Raw genomic sequence first — 18,583 nt, forward strand, 5'->3', positions numbered from 1 at the left:
CATGGGAAACCCTTGCCGGACGGTAGCGCCGGCTTTGCCGACCGCTAACCGTCCCCCGTCGAGACTGGGTCCATGACCGCGACGCTCCCCGTCTCCAACCCGACCGACACCGACGCGACCCCCCGCTCCGCGCGGCGTGTCCTCGTCACCGGTGTCGAGCACGCGGGTGGGCTGGCCGCGCTGCGCGGGCTGGCCGCGGCCGGGTACGAGCCGTGGGCCGCGACCGACGACATGTCCTCCTACGGCGCGCTGTCGCGGTCCTCGGGTGGCGTCGTCGAGGTCGCCGACCCGCGCCTGGACGCGGAGCGCTTCGCCCGCGACCTCGTCGAGGCCGCCGCGCGCATCGGCGCCGTGGCCGTCCTTCCCGGCACCGAGGCCGGGCTCATCGCCCTCGGCCGCCACCGCGACCTGTTCCCGGGCGATGTCGCGGTCGGTGCCCCCGACGTCGACGACACCGTCGCCGCGCTCGACAAGGACGCGCTCGCCGGGCTGGCCGCCCGCGCGGGGTTCCGCACCCCGCCGACGCTGCGGCTCTCGGCCGCCGACGTCGCCGCCGCCGACATCACGTTCCCGGTCGTCGTGAAGCCGGTCCGCTCCGAGCTCGTCACCGACGACGGCCTGGCCCGCTTCGAGGTCACGCAGGCCGCACACCGCGCCGAGCTGGCGTCGACGCTGGCCGCCCTGCCCGGCCGGGAGGGCCTCGTCCAGCCCTACCTGAGCGGGCGCATCCGCACCGTCAACGGCGTCGCGTGGAAGGGCGAGACCCTCACGACCGTGCACAAGCTGGCCGAGCGCACCTGGCCCGCCGACTGCGGCGTCGTCACCTGGGCCGAGACCGTCGAGCGTGACGAGCAGCTCGAGGCGGCGGCCCGCGCGCTGATCGCCGAGCTCGGCTGGAGCGGCCTGTTCAACCTCCAGCTCATCGAGTCCGGCCCTCACCACTACCTGATCGACGTGAACCCGCGGATGTACCACTCGCTGGGGCTGGCGGTCGCCGCCGGCGTCAACCTGCCCGCGATGTGGACGGACCTGCTGCTGGGCGAGCGGCCCGAGGTCGCCGAGTACAGCCGCGGCGTGCGGTTCCGGTCCGAGGAGGACGTCCGCAGCCTGTGGGCGATGTTCCGGGCCGGCAAGCGCGGTGCGGCGATCCGCGGCCTGCTGCCGCACGCACGCACGACCCACGCGGTGGCGTCGGTGGCCGACCCTCGTCCGCTGGCCGCGGTGGTCCGGCGCGCGATCCGTGTCGCCACGCGCCGTCGCTGACCGGACCCTCGACGACCCGCTGGTTCACCGACCCGGGTCTTCGGTGACCCACATGGTCACGGACTGTCGCCGCCGTGCGGCCACATCAGTCACACCCGTCGCATAACACGACTGGGTTCACTCCCGACCATGTTGTCACCCTGATAGGTGATCTTCACTCTCGAGCTTCGGCGTGCCGTGATCGAGCTGGCTAGCGTCCCGACGTCATCGCCACTCCTTCGGATAGAACGGCCGAGGCAACCATGTACGCAAAGCGACCGGCACGGACCCGACGCTCCCTCGCGGGCGCCGCGCTCGTCGTCGCCATGGCCGTGCTCCTGGCGGTCGTGGTGAACTCCGCCGCGCCCCGATCCGAGGACCCGGTGGCCGACGCCGCGGCGTCCGTCCCCGCCCAGACCGCTGCCGGCACCACACTGCGCGTCGCCGCCGACGGCTCCGGCCAGTACAGGACGATCTCCGAGGCCGCGGCCGCCGCGAAGCCCGGCGACACCGTCCTGATCGCCCCCGGCAGCTACGCCTCGTTCCAGGTCCCGACGAGCGGCACCACCGACAAGCCGATCACCTTCCAGGCCGGCCCCGGCGGCAAGGTGACGCTGACCAGCGGCGGCACGAGCAACGGCCGTCTCGACCTCAGCGGCCGCTCGAACCTGCGCTTCGTCGGCATCGGCGTCTCGAAGTCCAGCCGCTTCGGCATCTACGCCGACAAGGCACAGAACATCGTCCTGCAGAACTGCGAGGTGGCCGACTCCCAGGACGGCGGGGCGGTCTTCATCGCCGGGTCGAACATCCGCATCGTCGGCTGCGACGTGCACGGCAACAACGCCAGGGGCACCAGCGCCGACATGGAGGGCATCAGCCTCGAGAACGTCGACGGGTTCGAGATCGCCGGGAACCACGTCCACGACAACGGCGAGGAGGGCATCGACGCGAAGTACGAGACCCGCAACGGCTCGATCCACGGCAACCGCGTCGAGAACAACCGCGGCCCCAACATCTACGTCGACTCCGCGCACCAGATCAAGGTGTACGACAACATCTCGATCGGCGCGAAGGAGAGCTCGAAGGCGGGCATCGCGCTGGCCGTCGAGAACTACTCGTCGACCCGCAAGACCTACTCCGTGCAGATCTACAACAACGTGATGATCGGCAACGCCGGCGGCGGCATGAGCTTCTGGACCGAGGGCAGCGGCTCGTTCACCGACATCTCGGTCGTGAACAACACGTTCGTCGCCAACAAGAAGGCGGGCATCTCGATCGCCGGCGGACAGTTCGCGGGCACGAACATCCTGCGCAACAACCTGTTCAGCGGGAACCCGGCCGACGTCTCGGGCAGCGCGTCGGCGTTCGAGGCCGACCACAACCTGTTCTCCGGCAGTGGGATCGGCGCCAACCTCATCACGGGCGTGGTGAAGTTCGTGAACGCGACCGCCAACGACCTGCGGCTCGCGCCGGGCTCGGCCGGCCTCGACGCCGGGTCCACCGACGCCGCCCCCACCACCGACCTCACCGGGGCCCCGCGCCCGAGCGGCAAGGGCGTCGACGTCGGCGCCTACGAGCTGCAGGTCGCGCCCCCGACCACCGCCCCCGTCGTGCCGACCACCGTTCCCGTCGTCCCTACCACCGTGCCGGTCGTCCCGACCACAGTCCCGGTCGTCCCGACCACAGTCCCGGTCGTCCCGACGACAGTCCCGGTCGTGCCGACCACCGTCGCGCCTCCGACGACCGTGGTCCCTGCCGTGAGCTCGGCGCCGGTGGTGCCGTCGACGGTGACCTCACCTGCGGTGTCGGTCCCGGTGGTCCCCCCGGTCTCCGTCCCGGTCGTCCCCGCCGAGGGCGTGACCGCCGTCCCGCCGGTCCCGCCGGTCCCGCCGGTCCCGCCGGTCCAAGCGTCCGCGGTGTGCGTTCCCTTCGTGCCGGCATGGGTCGTCCCCGCCGCCGGATCTCGGCCGGGCGTCCCGGCCGGGGTCACGCCGGCTTCTGTGACCATGTCGTTCTTCCCGATCGGGCTGATGACGGTTCCGGGGCCGGTGCCCTTCGTCATCCCGTGCGCCCTCCCCCGGACGTGACCGGCCGCTGACCCACCGCCGAGTTCGACGTCGGACTGGCTCCCGTTGCGGCGCAACCAGTCCGACGTCGAACTCGGCGTGTCAGTTCCGGCCGCGGACCGATTCGTCGGCCGCGGGGACCCGATCGGCGGCCGCGACGTCGCCGTCGGCGGCAACCAGGCGCAGCCGGGCGAGGGTGCCCGGCCCACCCGCGGCCGGCCGCAGTACCAGGCTGCCGCCCTCGTGCTCGGCGAGCCGGCGACTGATGTGCAGCCCCAGCCCGGTGCCGCCGGCGCCGATGTCGCGGGTGCCACGCTCGAACAGGATCTCGGGGTCGCCGGCCGGCAGTCCCGGACCGTGGTCGCGCACGTCGACGACGACCGCGGCGCCGTCCTGGCGGGCCGTCAGCAGGACGGGGGCGCCGTGGGCGTGCCGGTCGCAGTTGGCCAGCAGGTTCGTGACGATCTGTGACAGCACCGCCGAGTCGCCGCGGGCCTGCAGCCCCGGCTCGACGTGCAGGTCCACCTGCTCCCCCGGCCCCGCGGCGCGGAGCGCGACCAGCCCCGTCAGCACGGGCTCGAGGGAGTAGGTGCCGTCGACGGTGAGCTCCTCGCCGTCGAGGATGCGGTGCAGCCGGCCCAGCTCCGAGAGGACGGCGAGCTTGAGCCGCGCGTGCTCGTCATCGCCCCCGTCGGCACCGAGGAGGTGGGTGATGCCGGCCAGGCCGGCGAGCCCGTTGCGCAGTTCGTGGTCGCGCTCGGCCGCGTGCTCGGCGGCGCGTTCCATGTGCCGGGCCGCGGTTTCGAGCTCCTCGCGGTGGACCGTCTCGCGACGGCGCACCGTGCTCAGCGCCGACGCCGCGAGCCGGCCGACCCCGAGGAGGACGATCGCCAGGCCGATCAGGCGCAGCGCCCCGAACGCGAGCCCCGCGGCCGCACCGGTCGATGCGAGCAGCCGGTAGAGCTGCGCCGCCGCGATCACGACGAGGCCGAGCCCGATCCGGGCCCGCGGCAGGGAGCGTTTGCGCAGCGCGTCGGCGACGAACCCGACCGCGACGATCGCCCAGCCGACGAGCACCACAAACGTCGGGATCGGGCCCTCGACGAGCACCCTGATCGACTCGGTGCCGGGCACGGTCAGGGAGGCGACGGTCGCGACGGCACCGAGAGCGGCGACGACCCAGCCGCCCCACCAGCCGGCCCGCTGCGGCGGGCGGACGGCGACGACCAGGAGGATCAGCGCGGTGGCGTAGGCGACGAGCCGGGCGAGCCGGTGCGGGACGTCGAGAGTCGCGCCGGGGGCGGCCGCCGTCCACGGCAGCACGACGACGCAGTAGAGGACCAGCGCCGGTGCGAGCCACGCCATCCGCAGGTCGCCGAACAGCCGGCCGACGACGACCGAGAGGATCGCCGAGCCCGCCCCGACCGCGGCCGCGGCGACCGTCAGCGTGGCGATCGCGAGCGCGGGGTCGACGGTCGAGACCGGCCCGCTGACCAGTCCGCGGGCCAGCATGACCCCGGCCCCGACGCACACCACCGCGGCAGCCAGCACGTCGACGGCCAGCCGTGCGGGGAACCGCACCGCCTTCGACACCTCGACCCTTCACCTCCTGCTAGGGAGTGAACGGGATCACACCGAGGTGCTCATGCCAACCGCGCGCGTGCACATGACACGGCCCCGGGTAACCCGGACGCCGCGTCAGACAGCGACCCTCTCGCGGATGCCCAGGTGCTGGATGGGCGCGTGCTTGCCGGCCTGGTCGGCCAGCATCCGCAGCCCGCTCAGCAGCCCACCGAAGAGGTCGCCCTCCTTGAAGGACGCCACCATGCTCATGATGGCCAGCTTCGCGCTGCGGTCGGGCAGCCGGACGCGCGCGTCGTGGCCGGTGAGGACCTCGACGAAGCGCTGCCCCGGGCTGACCGCGATGAGTACGGCGTCGGCCGCGCCCTCGACGCCCGCGTGCAGCTCGCCCGTCCGCGTCACCGGGTCGTCGCCCAGGTCGCCGACATAGACGGTGAAGCGCAGCCCGGTCGAGCGGCTGGCCAGCATCATCGCCTCGTCGATCCGCGCCAGCTGCTGCGGCGTGAACGCCGTCGCCTCCGGCTGGTTGGCGGCGTAGTCCTCGGCCGCGGAGACTCGCCCGGACAGGGTCACGTTCGCGCCGTCCGGAAGGTCCTTCGGGTCGACGGCGGTGCCGTGCCCGTGTCGTGGTCACCACTCACCGCGCGCACCTCCTCGTCCGGTCGTCGCGGCCGGGTCGTCGACCTGCCCCGGGGGCAGACCGGTGCCCACCGGGTTCGCCGTCCAGAACAGCGGCTCGTGCGTCCACGGCTGGCCGACGCGGTAGCGCGACCGGCGGCCGCGGTTGCGACCGACGATCACAGCGAAGAAAGCCCCGTAGACGGCGGCCGGGATCAGCACGTAGATGCCGATGGTCTGCCACACGCTCATAGCGGTAGAAGGTAGTGCACCGAGTCCCGTCGCAGGTCATCGACCGACGGCGATCACAGCCGTCGCATCCCCGTCGTGGGGGAGATCACCGGTGACCCGAGGGCGCCGCACACCCCCGTGCCATCGCGTGAGCCGCCGACCACGCTGCGTCGAATTGCGCCGCCGGACGTGTGACCGGTTCGGGCGCCCGTTAACGCCACCACCACACAGAGCGAGCATTCCGACGACGGACTAGCCCAGAAGGGGGCATCATGAAGGTAGTCCTGTTCTGCGGCGGTTACGGGATGCGCATGCGTGACGGCCAGTCGGACATCCCGAAGCCGATGACGACCGTCGGTCCGCGGCCGCTGATCTGGCACGTGATGCGGTACTACGCGCATTTCGGGCACAAGGACTTCATCCTGTGCCTGGGGTACGGCGCGCACCACATCAAGGACTACTTCCTCGACTACTCCGAGACCGCCTCGAACGACTTCGTGCTGTCGGGCGGGCAGGTCGAGCTGCTGGGTTCCGACATCCAGGACTGGAACATCACGTTCGTCCACACGGGTCTGGACTCGTCGATCGGCGAGCGCCTGCGCCGCGTGCGTCAGCACGTCGAGGGAGAGGAGATGTTCCTCGCCAACTACGCCGACGTGCTCACCGACCTGCCGCTCAACGACATGATCGACACGTTCAAGGCGAGCGAGGCCGTCGCCACGCTCGCGGCCGTGCCGCCGCAGACGGCGTTCCACTGCGTCGAGGTGAGCGACGACGGCATGCTCACCGGCATCAAGACGCTGCAGGACATGCCGGTGTGGCTCAACGGCGGGTACTTCGTGCTGCGCCCGGAGATCTTCGACTACGTGCCGGAGAACGGGGACCTGGTGGCCGACGCGTGCACCGCGCTCGCGGCCGAGGGCCGGATGCTGGCCTACCGGCACCACGGCTACTGGCACCCGGCCGACACCGTCAAGGAGCGCACCGCGCTCGAGGCCGCCTACCGGTCGGGGCAGAGCCCGTGGATGGTGTGGGAGACCGCGTCGCAGCGCGACCCGCTGCAGGCCACCATCGCGGGCCTCGGCGCCCCCGAACCCGCCGCCTGACGCCACGAACGGCCCTCGACACGACGGCCCGGACACGACGGCACAGCCGCGCAACCTGGTTGCGCGGCTGTGCCGTTCGTTCGTGAAGGATCGGGTCAGCGCGCCGGCAGGCCCACGGAGTGGAACGCGCCCCACGGCACCGGCACCGCGTCGTAGGTGGCCTGGACCGACGTGTAGGCGAAGCAGCCCGATGCGGCGTACGCGGCCCGGTCGGCGTCGGTCATGCTGATCGAGTACATGAGCTGTGTGCCACGCGTGGTCGCCGACTGGGTGGCCCACTGGTCGCCGCAGGCGTACTTGCCGAAGAAGTTCACCTGGCCGTCGTGGTGCTCGACCATCCCGCCGTCGGCGAGGGCGTTGCCGTCCTTGGCGGCGTCGGGATAGCCACCACCCGACGGGCCGAGCCCGCCTGCCGTCCAGGTCCCGTTGACGATGACGACCATCCGGTGCTTGTCCGCCACCTGTCGCATGGTCCGGGTGACGGCGATGGCGCCGTCGCGGTAGGCCTGCTGGTCGGCCACCGACCAGCTGTTCCAGTTGATGTTCGGGAACCAGGAGCGGCTGCCGACGTCGTCGGCGAAGAAGCCGGAGATGCTCGGGTTCTCGGTGGCCATCTTCTCGAGCACGCAGCCGAGCTTGTTCTGCAGGACGCCGCCGACGCGGAAGTCGCTCAGCACGCCCCACTGGCTGGCCTTGGGGTTGCCGGGCCAGTTCGGCACGACCGGCCCGCACTCCGAGGCCTCGAACAACATCGTGTGGTAGCGACCCTGGGGGTTGTCGATGATCGGGTCGAGGTAGACGAGGACGTGCCCGCCGGCGTTCGCGACCTGTGTGAACGCCGGGTCGGCGTAGTTGTCACGACCGGCGACGACGAGCGCGCCGGGCTTCGCGTAGCCGGTGACGCCCCTGGTCGAGGTGTAGGCGAGCCCGGCGGGCTGTGACGGGCCGACGGTGACCGGGCCGACGGGCGGCGTCGTGCCCGTGCCACCCGGGGACGACGACGTCGAGGTCGGGGGAACCGTGGTCGTCGTGGTCGTCGTGGTGGTGGTGGTCGAGGTGGACGGGACGGTGCCCGCCGACGTTCCGGGGATCGACGGCGATCCCGGTTTCGACGGCGGTGGGGGGCTCTGGGTCTGGGTCCTGCCGGGCGATCCCGGTCGGCCGGTCTGCTCGCCGCCGGAATGGGCGATCACGGGTACGGCGACCATTGCGGCCAGCAGGGGGGCCAGCAGTTTCATCAGCCACGAACTGGGGAGCACTGCATTCAACGCCTCTCGGATCTCTCCCGGCCGGTCGGGACGCCGGTCGGGTCGGAGAGTCCCGGGCAACGGATCTTCCTCGTCGCACATGAACCAGGCCCACACCGTGGTGCAGGCCTTCTCCGGAGCGGGTGTCGTGCGGCCGGACCCGGGCCGGCTGGGGTTCGGCACCGTGGGGAGCGGTCATGACCGCACGTCCGCGCTCGGCATCCATCCGACCCGTATCGGTGACAGCGGGGAACACGGAGGTTGCTCGACGTCGACCACGGGTTCTCCCCACGCGCCGAGTCGTCGAACGGTACGACTCTCCGGCGGACCGTGGCCCGGCGTTCGGCTCAGCGTGCCCGAATCGCCCCGATCATCTCCTTCACCAGGGGCCGCGCGATCAGGTACAGGACACCACCGTAGATCGAGAGGTACACGAGGGCCTCGGACACGATGACGGCGAGCCCGACGCCGAGGTGCAGCTGGTCGGAGTGGAGCATCAGGTGCTCGAGTACGACGACCGGCACGGCGGCGACGGCCGCGGCGATGAGCGCCGGGTACATCCGGCGGACGATCTCGCGCACGCTCACGCCGGCCTCCCGGCGGGCGAGCAGCACGCTGGTGAGGCCGGCGGCGAACGTCGCCGTCGAGAGCGCGATGCCGATCCCGACCAGCCCGAAGTTGGCGAGGGCGAGGAACAGCACGACCCCTGACCCGATGCCGACGGCGGTCACCCGGTTGATCAGGTGGGTCTTGCCACTGCCCTTGATCGACTCCATGCCGACGGCGCTGAGCGCGGTCCCGGGACCGACGAAGGCGGTCGCGGCGAAGATGACACCGGCACCGCGCCACGGCTCGCCGAGCAACAGCACGGCGAGCGGGACGCCCACGGCCAGCAGCAGTCCCGCGAGCGGGATCGACGCGACCCACAGCAGCGTCAGCGCCCGCAGGAACGCGGTCCGGAACCGCACCGGGTCACCCGCGATCCGGGAGAACGCCGGGAACAGGACGTAGGAGCCGACCTCGATGATGGCGGTGCCCGGCAGGGCGGCGAGGCGGCGGCCGTAGCGGTAGTTGCCGAGTGCGGCCGTGTCGAGGAACCGGCCGACGATCGCGGACTGGAACATGTCCTGGGCGCGGTCGAGTCCCGTGCCGATGATCATGGGTGCGGAGAAGCGGGCGAGCTCGCGCCACAGCGCGCGGGACGGGGTGCCCTTGCCCGGCCGCCACCTGGCGATGACCCAGGTGCTCACCACCCAGCAGACGTGCGACACGTAGGTCGCGACGACGAGCGACCAGACGCCCATCCCCCGCAGCGCGAGCACGACGGAGGTGACCGCGTAGGACACCGCGACGACGGGCTGCACGATGAGCCGCTGCCGGAAGTCGAAACGACGTTGCAGCAGCGCCTCGGGAACGTTGGTGAGGGCGTGCAGGACGATGCTGCCCGCCGTCGCGAACGCGACCGCGGCCGCGAGCTCGCTGTCGAAGAACAGCCCGATCAGGGGCGCGACGGCCGCGGCGAACAGCGCCCAGCCGATGCCCGCGATCAGCGTCGACCAGAACGCGGTGTTCGCGGCGTCCTCGAGCCGGTCCCGGCGCTGGACGAGGGCGTTGCGCATGCCGCCCTCGGAGAACGTGACGAGGAAGCTGGACAGCACGGTGCCTGCGGCGAAGACGCCGACCTCGGCCGGCGAGAGGATGCGGGCGAGCACGAGGGTCTGCGCGAACGCCACCAGCTGGACGACGACGAGCATTCCCGCCGAGATGACCGCTCCGCGGCGCATCGTGCGCCCGAGGGACGACGGCGGGTCGGCCTCCGGCGCCGCGGGGGCCGGAGAGGCCGGGGACGTGGCGTCCCCGACTCCGGGCTTTCCGGTCACTACCAGCCGATCCCCACGTAGCCGTCCTCGCGGCGGCGGTCGCCGGCGTCGGGCAGCCGCACGAGGTCGATGACCACCCGGGAGGCGACGGTCCGCTCGTCGAGAGCGTCGACGACCTCCTCGCTGCGGTTGCCGACGATGCAGATCTCGGCGTGGCCGATCACCTTCTGCAGGTCGTCGGTGAGCAGGCTGCCGATGTGGGGCAGGTGCTCGGCGATGTGCTCACGGTTGGCGCCGACGAGCCGCGACACCGCGACGAAGGGGTCGTAGATCAGGACGTCGTAGCCCTTGCCGATGAGCCGCTCCGCGAGCTCGACGAGCGGGCTCTCGCGCAGGTCGTCGGTGCCGGGCTTGAACGACAGCCCGAGCAGGCCGATGCGGCGGCGCCCGGAGGCGACGACGAGGTCGACCGCCCGGCGCAGGTGCGCCTCGTTGGCGGGGAGCAGGTTCGACAGGAGCGGGACGTCGACGTCGTTGCTGCGGGCGGCGTGCACGAGCGCGCGGACGTCCTTGGGCAGGCAGCTGCCGCCGAAGGCGAACCCGGGCCGCAGGTAGGCGGCGCTGACGTTGAGCTTGGTGTCGGCGAGGAAGACGTCCATGACGTCGTGGGAGTCGAGGCCGACGGCCCGGCAGACCGAGCCGATCTCGTTGGCGAAGGCGACCTTGAGGGCGTGGTAGGAGTTGTCGACGTACTTCGACATCTCCGCGACCCTGATCGCGACGCGGAATCGGGGGCCGGGCACGCCCTCGTAGAGCGCGTGGACGATGTCGCCGCTGCGCGCGTCGGACTCGCCGACCACGGTCTTGGGCGGGTTGTTGAAGTCCCGGATGCTCGAGCCCTCGCGCAGGTACTCGGGGTTCACACAGACGCCGAGGTCGTCGCCGACCTTGCGCAGTGACTCGCGCTCGAGGATCGGGATGAGCAGGTCCTCGCAGGTGCCGGGGATCATCGTGCTGCGGAAGACGACGACGTGCCTGCCGGGCTTGTCGCGCAGGGCCCGGCCGATCTCGGCGCAGGCGCGCTCGAGGTAGGCGGTCGAGAGGCCGCCGCCGGCGCCGGACGGCGTCCCGACGCAGACGATGGAGACGTCGGTCGCGGCGATGGCGGCGTCGACGTCGCCGGTGACGGTCAACCGTCCGCTGTGGACGGCGGTCCCGACGAGCTCGGCCATGCCCTCCTCGATGACCGGCGTGCGCCCGTCGCGGATCAGAGCGAGCTTGTGCGGGTTGACGTCGACCCCGACGACGCTGTGGCCCCGGTCCGCCAGACAGGCTGCCGACACGGCCCCGACGTAGCCGAGACCGAAGACGCTCACCGACGGTCGATCGGCGATCTCGCGCGCCATATCCGGTCCCCTTCCCAGCCCCCGACGCCCGGCCGACCCGGGTCGCTGTGTGGCTCGCACGGCACCGTGGAACTGTTACTTTCCGTTTTCAGCAGCTGCACCCGAATGGCGCAGTACGACCTCGGCCCAGTTGCGCCCGACGCTGTCCCAGCGATAGTTCTCATGGAGTAAGGCGTTGGCGGACAGGCGAATATGCGCCCTCAACGCCGCGTCGTCGAGGAGCGACGTGACTGCCGTCGCAAATGCCGGCCCATCACTTGCGGTGATCAGATGGTCGCGCTCGCGTACTTCCGGGAAGGCGTCGACACCGCGCGGGGTCGACACGACGACCAGGCCCGCGCCGAACGCCTCCAGCACCTTGTTCTTGAGCCCGCTCCCGGTCCGCATCGGATTGACCATCACGGGGTAGGGCACCACGGCCTCGACGAGGTCCTCGACCCGCCCGGCGAGCCGGATCCCCGAACCGGGGCGGGCCGCCCGCGCCGTGAGCCACTCCGGCGCGCCGGAGCCGACGACGAACAGCTCGACGCCCGCGTCGCGCAGGAACGGGTCGTGCACATCGTCCAGGTAGAACTGCAGCGCCGTCCGGTTCGGGGCGAAGTCGAGGTTCCCCCAGAACGCGACGCCCCGGCGGTCACCGGGGACGGGCAGGGGGCCGGTGAACACCTCACCGACGCCGTTGGGGACGACCGTCACGTGGTCGGCGGTGCCCCCGACGAGGGCACGGAGCTGCTCGGCGTCGGGGGCCCCGATCGCGGTCACCGCGGGGAAGCCGCGCACCAGGGCCGCCTCCTCGCGGCGTGCGCGCAGCAGGGCGAGCCGCTCCCCCGCGCTGCGTGCCCCGGCACGGCTGAGCGTGAGCGTGACGCTGTCGCAGACGTCGACGACGGTCCGCGGTCCCAGGCCCGCGGCCGCGGCGAACGGCGCGACGTTTCCCCCGAAGGCGACGACGTGCGTCGCGTCGACCTCACAGGCGCGAGCGGCGAGCGCACCGGCGGACGCGGCGAAGCGGTCGGGCGCGGCGAGCTCGAGGAACTGCTCGTCGGAGCGCCGCAGGTGGCGCCGGAGCGACAGCGGGCCGCCGAGGACGGGCGGGAGGACCATGACGGAGTCGAACACGCCGAGCAGCTCCGGCGTCACGACCCCGCCCTCGGGCCGGTCCAGGATCGACGTGACGACGAGATGGCGCTCGCCGGGCAGCGCCGCGGTGAGGTGGGCGACCCGGATGTCGTAGCCGCTGCTCGACCGGTCGGGGACGGCACTCGTGACAACGACGGTGCGCATCGTCGCCGGCACGGTCAGCCGTCGCCGGAGCGGCGGGCCGCCGGGCGAAGCGTCCGGGCGGTGGTCCTGACAGCGTCCTCGGCGCGGCGCTTCATCGGATGCACCCGCGCCATCGCGGCGGGGGCGACCCTGAGCGCGGTGACGATGAGACCCGCCCGGGCGGTGCGCCGGTGAGCGAAGGCGGCGCGGGCATGGGCCCGCGCGCCGGCGACATCACCGTGGTCGAGGGCGACGCGGGCCCGGCGGATCTCCTGGAAGTAGCCCTCCCGGCGACGGAACCGGGTGAGTGCGGCGAGCGACTCCGGGTCGCCGTCGGCGAGCGCGGCCCGGCGCAGGACGGCGTAGCGCTGCTGCTCGATCGCCTCGGAGGCCTCGGCGTCGTCGACCGGTCTGCTCACCGACCCGGCCTCGACGCGGTAGCGGGCGAGCCGGTCGGGCAGCACCCGGACGTCGTGCCCGCCGACGAGGACCCGCAGCCAGAAGTCGAGGTCGCCGACCGCAGGGCTGTCGGAGTTGAGGCCGTCGACGGCCTCCCAGACCTCGCGCCGGATCGCACCCCCGTAGAACGGGCACGGCCCGTCGACGACGTCGGCGACACGCAGCGGGCGCGTCGGGTCGGGCGGGACCCTCGCCCCGGCGGTCTGCAGATAGCTGCGCGGCAGGATCCGGCAGCCCGGGTCGGTGAACGTCCAGGCGTCGCAGGTGACCGCGCCGACGCCCGGCTGGGCGTCGAGCACCGCGCCCACCCGGTCGAGGTAGCCGGGTTCCACGGCGTCGTCGGAGTTCAGCGGGACGAACACCTCGCCCACGGCGACGGCGGCCGACGCCATGGTGCCGCCGTCGGGACCGTTGTTGGGCTGGCGGACGAGCCGGATCCGGGGATCGTGGGAGTACGACCGCACGATGTCGGCGATCGGGTCGGACATCCCGTTGTCGGTGACGACCAGCTCCCAGTCCGACCGGGTCTGCGCCCGCACCGAGTCGATCGTGCGGTGCAGGGTGTCCTCCGCCCGGTACGCGGGGGTGAGGAAGCTGAACACGGTCGGCACGAGCGACAGGCCCTTCACGCGCGACGGCTGCTCACCCGGGTGCGGCAGCCGGTACGCCCCGGTACTCGCCCGGGCGTCCCCGAGCGTTACGTTCGGGACGGCACGACTGCGCGACCGGGCCGGTCAGAGCGCGATGCGCTCCACGATGGACGCGTCCCCCGCGCGAAGTGTCACGAGGATCGTGTCCTCGTCGACGGTCACGAGGAGTGGGCCGTCGAGCGGGTCGCCCGGCCTGCTCTCCAGGGTCCCGGGTGGGACGAACGCCGTCGCGACGACGACCCGCCCGGTCCCGCGCACGGCGGCGCCGATCCAGCAAGCGGGCAGACGGGACTCGAGCCGGTCGGCCCACCAGCCGAGACCCGAGGCCTCGTCACCACGCACCTCCTCGCGGGTGAAGGGGACGTCGGCCGCGTGCACCACGTCCATGACGAGCGTGCCGGCGGCGTGGACGAGGTGCCCGGCCGGACCGCAGATCACGTCGAGGTCCGGGTGCAACGGCCAGGTGGTCCGGGCCTCGATGCGGGTGTCTGCCGCCGCGCCGGTCAGGACGTCCACGACGAGGACGGCGGGGCTGCCGGGAGCGGCGACGACCCGGCGCCGGTGCACGACCGGGTCGGCGAGGCGGGTGTAGCCGTCGTGCTCGGCGTCGACGACACCGCCCGCGACGTCGACGCGCCGGACCCGGACCTGCGCGCGGTCGGTCCAGAGGAACGGGCCGCCCGTCGTGGACTGGTCGGCGCCCGCGACCTCGACGGTCGCGTGGGCGCGGGTGCTGCGGTGCACCCGGCGCCGGTCGGGGTGGCCGTAGTAGCTGCCTGCGCCGGGATCGGACACGATCTCGCGGCCGTCGACGGCGAGGGTGAGCGCGAGCGCGTCGGCGTGGCCGTGGGCGGCGATCGACAGGTAGCCGAGCGGTCCGACGTCCATCGTGAGCACCCGGCCGCCGTCGCCGCGCAGGACGACGAGACCGCCGTCGGCGGCGTGGCGGCCCGCGCCGAGTGGCTCGGGCTCCCCGTGCGGCGTGGCCGGCTCCGACCCACCCAGCCACGCCGACGTCACCCCGGCACGCCCTCGCGCGGCCGCGGTCGGGTCGCCGGTGACGGCGCCGACCGCGGCGAGGTGGGTGCGGACGTCGGGGACGGGCGCGTCGTCGAGGCGCAGCGCGAAGCCCTCGTCGTCGTCGCCGTAGCGCGGCACCGGGTCGTCGTCGCCGACGAGCGCGGCGAGGTAGCGCGCAGACCTGTCGAGCCCGGCGGTCATGCCCTCCGGGACAGGCCGGTCCGCCGCGCGCAGCAGGGCGGCGACGACGAGCAGCAGGTCGCCGGTGAACAGCTGGTAGGCGAACGCCTGCTCGGCGCCGGCACCGTCGGGGAGGATCTGGGCGCGGGCCTCGTGGGCGAGGTGGCGCAACGCCCGGGCGAGCCGCGGGCCGGACTCCGTGAGCTCGGGATGCAGCAGGGACACCACGGCGAGCCCCGCGAGCTCGCCGACGAGGTGGTTGTTGGCCGAGCTGTACCGCGAACGGTCGTCCCAGCAGCGGCGGGCGGACTCGTCGAGCACGACGAGGACCGCCTCGTAGCGGTCGCGGGTCGTGGCTGGGGAGTCGCGCAGCCCTTGCAGCGCAACGGCGATCGAGATCGCTCGGACCCCGGCCTCGAACGCGCCGCGCCAGGCGATGCCGTGGCCGGGCGGTGACTGCGCGAGCCAGCCGTCGAGGTGGTGCCAGGCGGTCTCGGCGAACCGCTCGTCGCCGGTGAACAGGTACGCCTGCGCGAGCAGGGGGAGGTGCTGGAGCCGGTTGAGCTCCCAGATCCACTTCGCGTCGCCCGCGGCGCTGCGATGGTTCAGCCGGCCCGAGGCGATGCGGGGCCAGTGGACGTCGGCGACGGGGTCGTGGCTCCAGTCGATGGGCTCGACCAGCCGGGCGGCGGGGTAGCCGAAGAACTGCACCCGGCCGTCGACGAGACGTTCGGCGGCGGCGAGAACGGCGGCGAGGCCGTCGGGGTACTCGTCGGCGATCGTGGCGGCGCGGGCCCGGTCGAGCAGGACGGGCCTGCCGTCGGCGGCACGGAAGCCGTCGAACGCGGTGGCCGTGGCACCGTCGGCGACGATCTCCGCGGCCGTAGGGAGCCGGCGGCGTTCGTCGCGCGCTGCTCGGACGACACCCGATGCGCGCCAGGCGATCTCGCCGACGGACATGGCCGCGAGCCGCCTGCTGTACCACTCGAGCTTGCGCATCGGTGTGAACTCCTGTGATGGTCGGGTGGGGTGTCGTGGCGGCCGACCGGCGTCGGCTGGAACGATAGCCACGGAACCGGTCGAGCGATCGAAGTGGAGTCCCGCGTGGCCCCTCCGGGCGGACTGCAGGACCTGATGCACCGCGTGCGACGCGCGCATCCGGCCGGCGTACTCGCCCGCCGCGACCTCGCGCGTATGGAACGCGCCACGCCGGCCGGGCTCCGTCGTTACCAGGAGCGCCGGCTGCGGTTGCTGGTCCGGCTGGCCGCAGCACGCTCGCCCTTCTACCGCCGGTGGTTCGCGCAGTCGGGTGTGGCACCGTCGTCCATCCGCACCCTCGACGACATGCAGGTGCTCCCGATCGTCACCCGCGACGACCTCCTCGCCGCGCCCCGCGACCTCGCCACCTACCCGGTGCGGGTCATGTGGGAGTCGCACTCCAGCGGGACGTCGGGCAAGGCGATCACCGTGTACCGCACGCCCGGTTCGTCGGTGTACGAGCAGGCGGCGTTGCAACGCCAGTGGTCCTGGTTCGGCCTGGGCCGGGACGCTCGGCGGTTCGTCATGCGCGGCAGCGACTTCGCCGCCGACGCGGGCTCCCCGGTGCTGCACCTGCCGGGCGACCATCAGCTGCTGGTGTCGAGCTACCGGCTCTCCCCCGACACCGTGCCGGGCATCGTCGACGCGATCCGGGAGTTCGGGCCCGACGCGGCGGAGGGGTACCCGTCGTCGATCGCCCTGCTCGCGTCCTACCTGCGCGACATGGGCGAGAAGCTGCCGCTGAAGGCGATCATCACGTCGTCGGAGGTGATGACACCGCGGCAGGTCGAGGTGATGCAGTCGGTGTTCGACGCCCCGATCGTCGACCACTACGGACAGACCGAGCGTGTCGTGCTCGCGGGCAACTGCGAGGAGGGCGGCTTCCACGAGTTCTCCGACTACGGGATCGTCGAGCGGCACCCGATCGTCGAGCGGCCCGGGCGCTACGAGCTGGTGGCCACGTCACTGCACAACCTGGGCTTCCCGCTGCTGCGGTACCGCACCGGCGACGAGGTCGGCGAGGCCGCGCCCGGGCCGTGCCCGTGTGGTCGGGCGTTCCCGCTGCTGGGCACGGTCGACGGGCGCGTCGAGGACTCGTTCCACACCGCCGACGGGCGCGAGCTGCCGCTGCCGAGCATCGTCGTCGACGACCTCACCAACGTGGCCGAGGTGCAGGTCGCGCAGCTGGCCCCGGGCCGTTTCGAGCTGCGCGCCGTCCCCGCCGACGGGTTCGACGCCGAGCGGCTGCGGGCCTACTTCGCCCGCACCGTCGAGCGCCATTTCGGGCCGGGCCAGGAGGTCACGATGCGGACCTTCGACGGGCGGATCCCCCGCCCGTCGTCGGGCAAACTGCGTCCGTCGGTGGTCGAGGGCCGCGCAGCACCGGACGGGCCGGCCGGCGGGACCGCCCCGTGAGACGCGCGACGGTCCTGCCACTGCTCGTGATGGTGCTGGCGTTGATGTCGTGCGCCCCGGCCGCCACCCCGGCCGCCTCGACCCGCGACCTCCCGCTGTTCCCGCGCACGGCGACCGTCGTCCTCGACCAGAACACCCTGCCGTCGGTCGACGACCTGGCACGATTCGACCTCGTCGTGATCGACAGCGAGTGGTACGGGCGCCTGGGCAAGGGGTTCTTCGACGACCTTCGCTCCCGCGACCCCGGCGTGATCGTCCTGGCCTACGTCAACCTCACCGACCGGCCCGTGCAGCTGGGGACGAAGGAGTACTACGCCGACCGCTGGTCGCTGTGGCGCTTCACCGACCCGACGACGAGCGCGTTCCCGCCCGAGTGGGCCGCGCGCACCGCGGCGGGCGCGCCGGTGAGCGAGTACCCGAACACCGTCATGACCAACCTCAGCGACCAGGCGCCCCGGGTCGACGGCCGGACGTTCGCCGAGTACGGCGCGAACTGGATCGCCGACAACATCTGGAGCACCGGTGTCTGGGACGGGATCTTCCTCGACGTCTGGGGCGACACCGTCTACAGCGCCGACGCGACGGCCTGGGCCGTACGCGGTGACGGGCGCGACGTCCCCGATCCGGAGATCTACGGGCCGTCGGGGCCCTGGGCGGCCGGGCTGCTGTCGGCCGAGAAGATCATGCGCGACCGGATGCCCGGCGCCGTGCTGGTCGCCAACGGAACCCGCTCGCTCGTCGACGGCCGGCTCGACGGCCTCGTCTACGAGAGCTTCGCCGACCCGGCCGCGGGCCGGAACCCGGCAGGCGACCTCGAACGCTACGTGCGGGAGACGGCGGGCGACGGGCACCGTGCGCCCGGCGTGAGCCTGACGATCAACGCGGACCGGTCGACGACCGGTGAGGACGCGGCCCGGCGCGACCGCTTCTTCCTGTCGGCGACGTTGCTGCAGAACGGGTTCTGGGCGCCCGCGACCGACGGCTACCGGACGCAGTCGTTCCCGTCGCTGCTCGCGACGAGCGACCGGCACTACCTGGGGACGCCCGTCGTCGCCGACCCGACGCCCGCTCGGTTGCAGGCGCCGTACTCCGACGGGGTCGGGACGGTGGCACCCGGGGTGTTCCGTCGCGACTTCTCCGGCGGTGTGGTGCTGCACAACGCGTCCGGGGTGTCCCGCGAGGTCGCCCTCGGCGGGCCCTTCCGGACGCAGGGCCAGGCGGGCGGGACGGTCACCGCCGT

13 protein-coding genes and 1 pseudogene are annotated in these 18,583 nt (G+C 72.8%); 5 read left to right on the forward strand and 9 right to left on the reverse strand.

The features are described 5' to 3' along the window. Nucleotides 1–72: 72 nt before the first annotated feature. Nucleotides 73–1,263, forward strand: a complete 1,191-nt coding sequence (locus TOK_RS26155) for an ATP-grasp domain-containing protein (RefSeq protein ID WP_098960612.1) — start codon at nucleotides 73–75, stop codon at nucleotides 1,261–1,263. A 242-nt stretch (nucleotides 1,264–1,505) separates the two neighbouring features. After that, nucleotides 1,506–3,329: a right-handed parallel beta-helix repeat-containing protein gene (locus tag TOK_RS26160; RefSeq protein ID WP_098960613.1), complete on the forward strand. Its 1,824-nt coding sequence runs from the start codon at nucleotides 1,506–1,508 to the stop codon at nucleotides 3,327–3,329. Between the two features lie 81 nt (nucleotides 3,330–3,410). On the opposite strand, the gene TOK_RS34975 is transcribed toward TOK_RS26160, so the two are convergent. The 3 genes and pseudogenes from TOK_RS34975 to TOK_RS26175 all read right to left on the reverse strand — a co-directional run bounded on the left by TOK_RS34975 (nucleotide 3,411) and on the right by TOK_RS26175 (nucleotide 5,759). Next, on the reverse strand, nucleotides 3,411–4,889 hold the full coding sequence (locus TOK_RS34975; protein WP_141566555.1) for a HAMP domain-containing sensor histidine kinase: 1,479 nt from the start codon (nucleotides 4,887–4,889) through the stop codon (nucleotides 3,411–3,413). 117 nt (nucleotides 4,890–5,006) lie between these two features. Further along, nucleotides 5,007–5,501, reverse strand: a pseudogene (locus TOK_RS26170) (DUF5130 family protein); the annotation flags it as partial. 18 nt (nucleotides 5,502–5,519) lie between these two features. Beyond that, nucleotides 5,520–5,759 (reverse strand): hypothetical protein, encoded by a 240-nt coding sequence (locus tag TOK_RS26175; RefSeq protein WP_098960616.1) that lies wholly within the window; start codon nucleotides 5,757–5,759, stop codon nucleotides 5,520–5,522. Nucleotides 5,760–6,010: 251 nt separating this feature from the next. Between TOK_RS26175 and TOK_RS26180 the strand changes: the two genes are divergently transcribed. Then, nucleotides 6,011–6,844: a sugar phosphate nucleotidyltransferase gene (locus TOK_RS26180; RefSeq protein ID WP_098960617.1), complete on the forward strand. Its 834-nt coding sequence runs from the start codon at nucleotides 6,011–6,013 to the stop codon at nucleotides 6,842–6,844. A gap of 95 nt (nucleotides 6,845–6,939) precedes the next feature. On the opposite strand, the gene TOK_RS26185 is transcribed toward TOK_RS26180, so the two are convergent. The 6 genes from TOK_RS26185 to TOK_RS26210 all read right to left on the reverse strand — a co-directional run bounded on the left by TOK_RS26185 (nucleotide 6,940) and on the right by TOK_RS26210 (nucleotide 15,888). Continuing rightward, nucleotides 6,940–8,082 carry a hypothetical protein gene (locus tag TOK_RS26185; RefSeq protein ID WP_141566556.1) on the reverse strand — a complete coding sequence of 381 codons (1,143 nt, stop codon included), beginning with the start codon at nucleotides 8,080–8,082 and terminating at the stop codon, nucleotides 6,940–6,942. 356 nt (nucleotides 8,083–8,438) lie between these two features. Continuing rightward, on the reverse strand, nucleotides 8,439–9,971 hold the full coding sequence (locus tag TOK_RS26190) for a lipopolysaccharide biosynthesis protein (protein ID WP_098960619.1): 1,533 nt from the start codon (nucleotides 9,969–9,971) through the stop codon (nucleotides 8,439–8,441). Beyond that, nucleotides 9,971–11,287: a nucleotide sugar dehydrogenase gene (locus tag TOK_RS26195; RefSeq protein ID WP_253258643.1), complete on the reverse strand. Its 1,317-nt coding sequence runs from the start codon at nucleotides 11,285–11,287 to the stop codon at nucleotides 9,971–9,973. Before TOK_RS26195 ends, TOK_RS26190 begins: the two co-directional genes overlap by 1 nt. Before the next feature lie 105 nt (nucleotides 11,288–11,392). Next, on the reverse strand, nucleotides 11,393–12,601 hold the full coding sequence (locus TOK_RS26200; protein ID WP_141566557.1) for a glycosyltransferase: 1,209 nt from the start codon (nucleotides 12,599–12,601) through the stop codon (nucleotides 11,393–11,395). A gap of 14 nt (nucleotides 12,602–12,615) precedes the next feature. Further along, nucleotides 12,616–13,668, reverse strand: coding sequence for a glycosyltransferase (locus TOK_RS26205; RefSeq protein WP_141566558.1), 1,053 nt, complete (start codon nucleotides 13,666–13,668; stop codon nucleotides 12,616–12,618). Between the two features lie 105 nt (nucleotides 13,669–13,773). Then, complete coding sequence (locus tag TOK_RS26210) at nucleotides 13,774–15,888, reverse strand: alginate lyase family protein (RefSeq protein ID WP_172457793.1); 2,115 nt, start codon at nucleotides 15,886–15,888, stop codon at nucleotides 13,774–13,776. 105 nt (nucleotides 15,889–15,993) lie between these two features. Here TOK_RS26210 and TOK_RS26215 point away from each other — a divergent pair, with 105 nt between their 5' ends. Together TOK_RS26215 and TOK_RS26220 are read left to right on the forward strand one after the other, a co-directional pair. Beyond that, nucleotides 15,994–17,343: a phenylacetate--CoA ligase family protein gene (locus TOK_RS26215; protein WP_098960853.1), complete on the forward strand. Its 1,350-nt coding sequence runs from the start codon at nucleotides 15,994–15,996 to the stop codon at nucleotides 17,341–17,343. Then, nucleotides 17,340–18,583: putative glycoside hydrolase (locus TOK_RS26220; protein ID WP_098960624.1), on the forward strand; the 1,244-nt coding region annotated here is incomplete at its 3' end. The genes TOK_RS26215 and TOK_RS26220, both read left to right, overlap by 4 nt.

The sequence above is a fragment of the Pseudonocardia sp. N23 genome (assembly GCF_002583555.1).
Lineage (GTDB): Bacteria > Actinomycetota > Actinomycetes > Mycobacteriales > Pseudonocardiaceae > Pseudonocardia.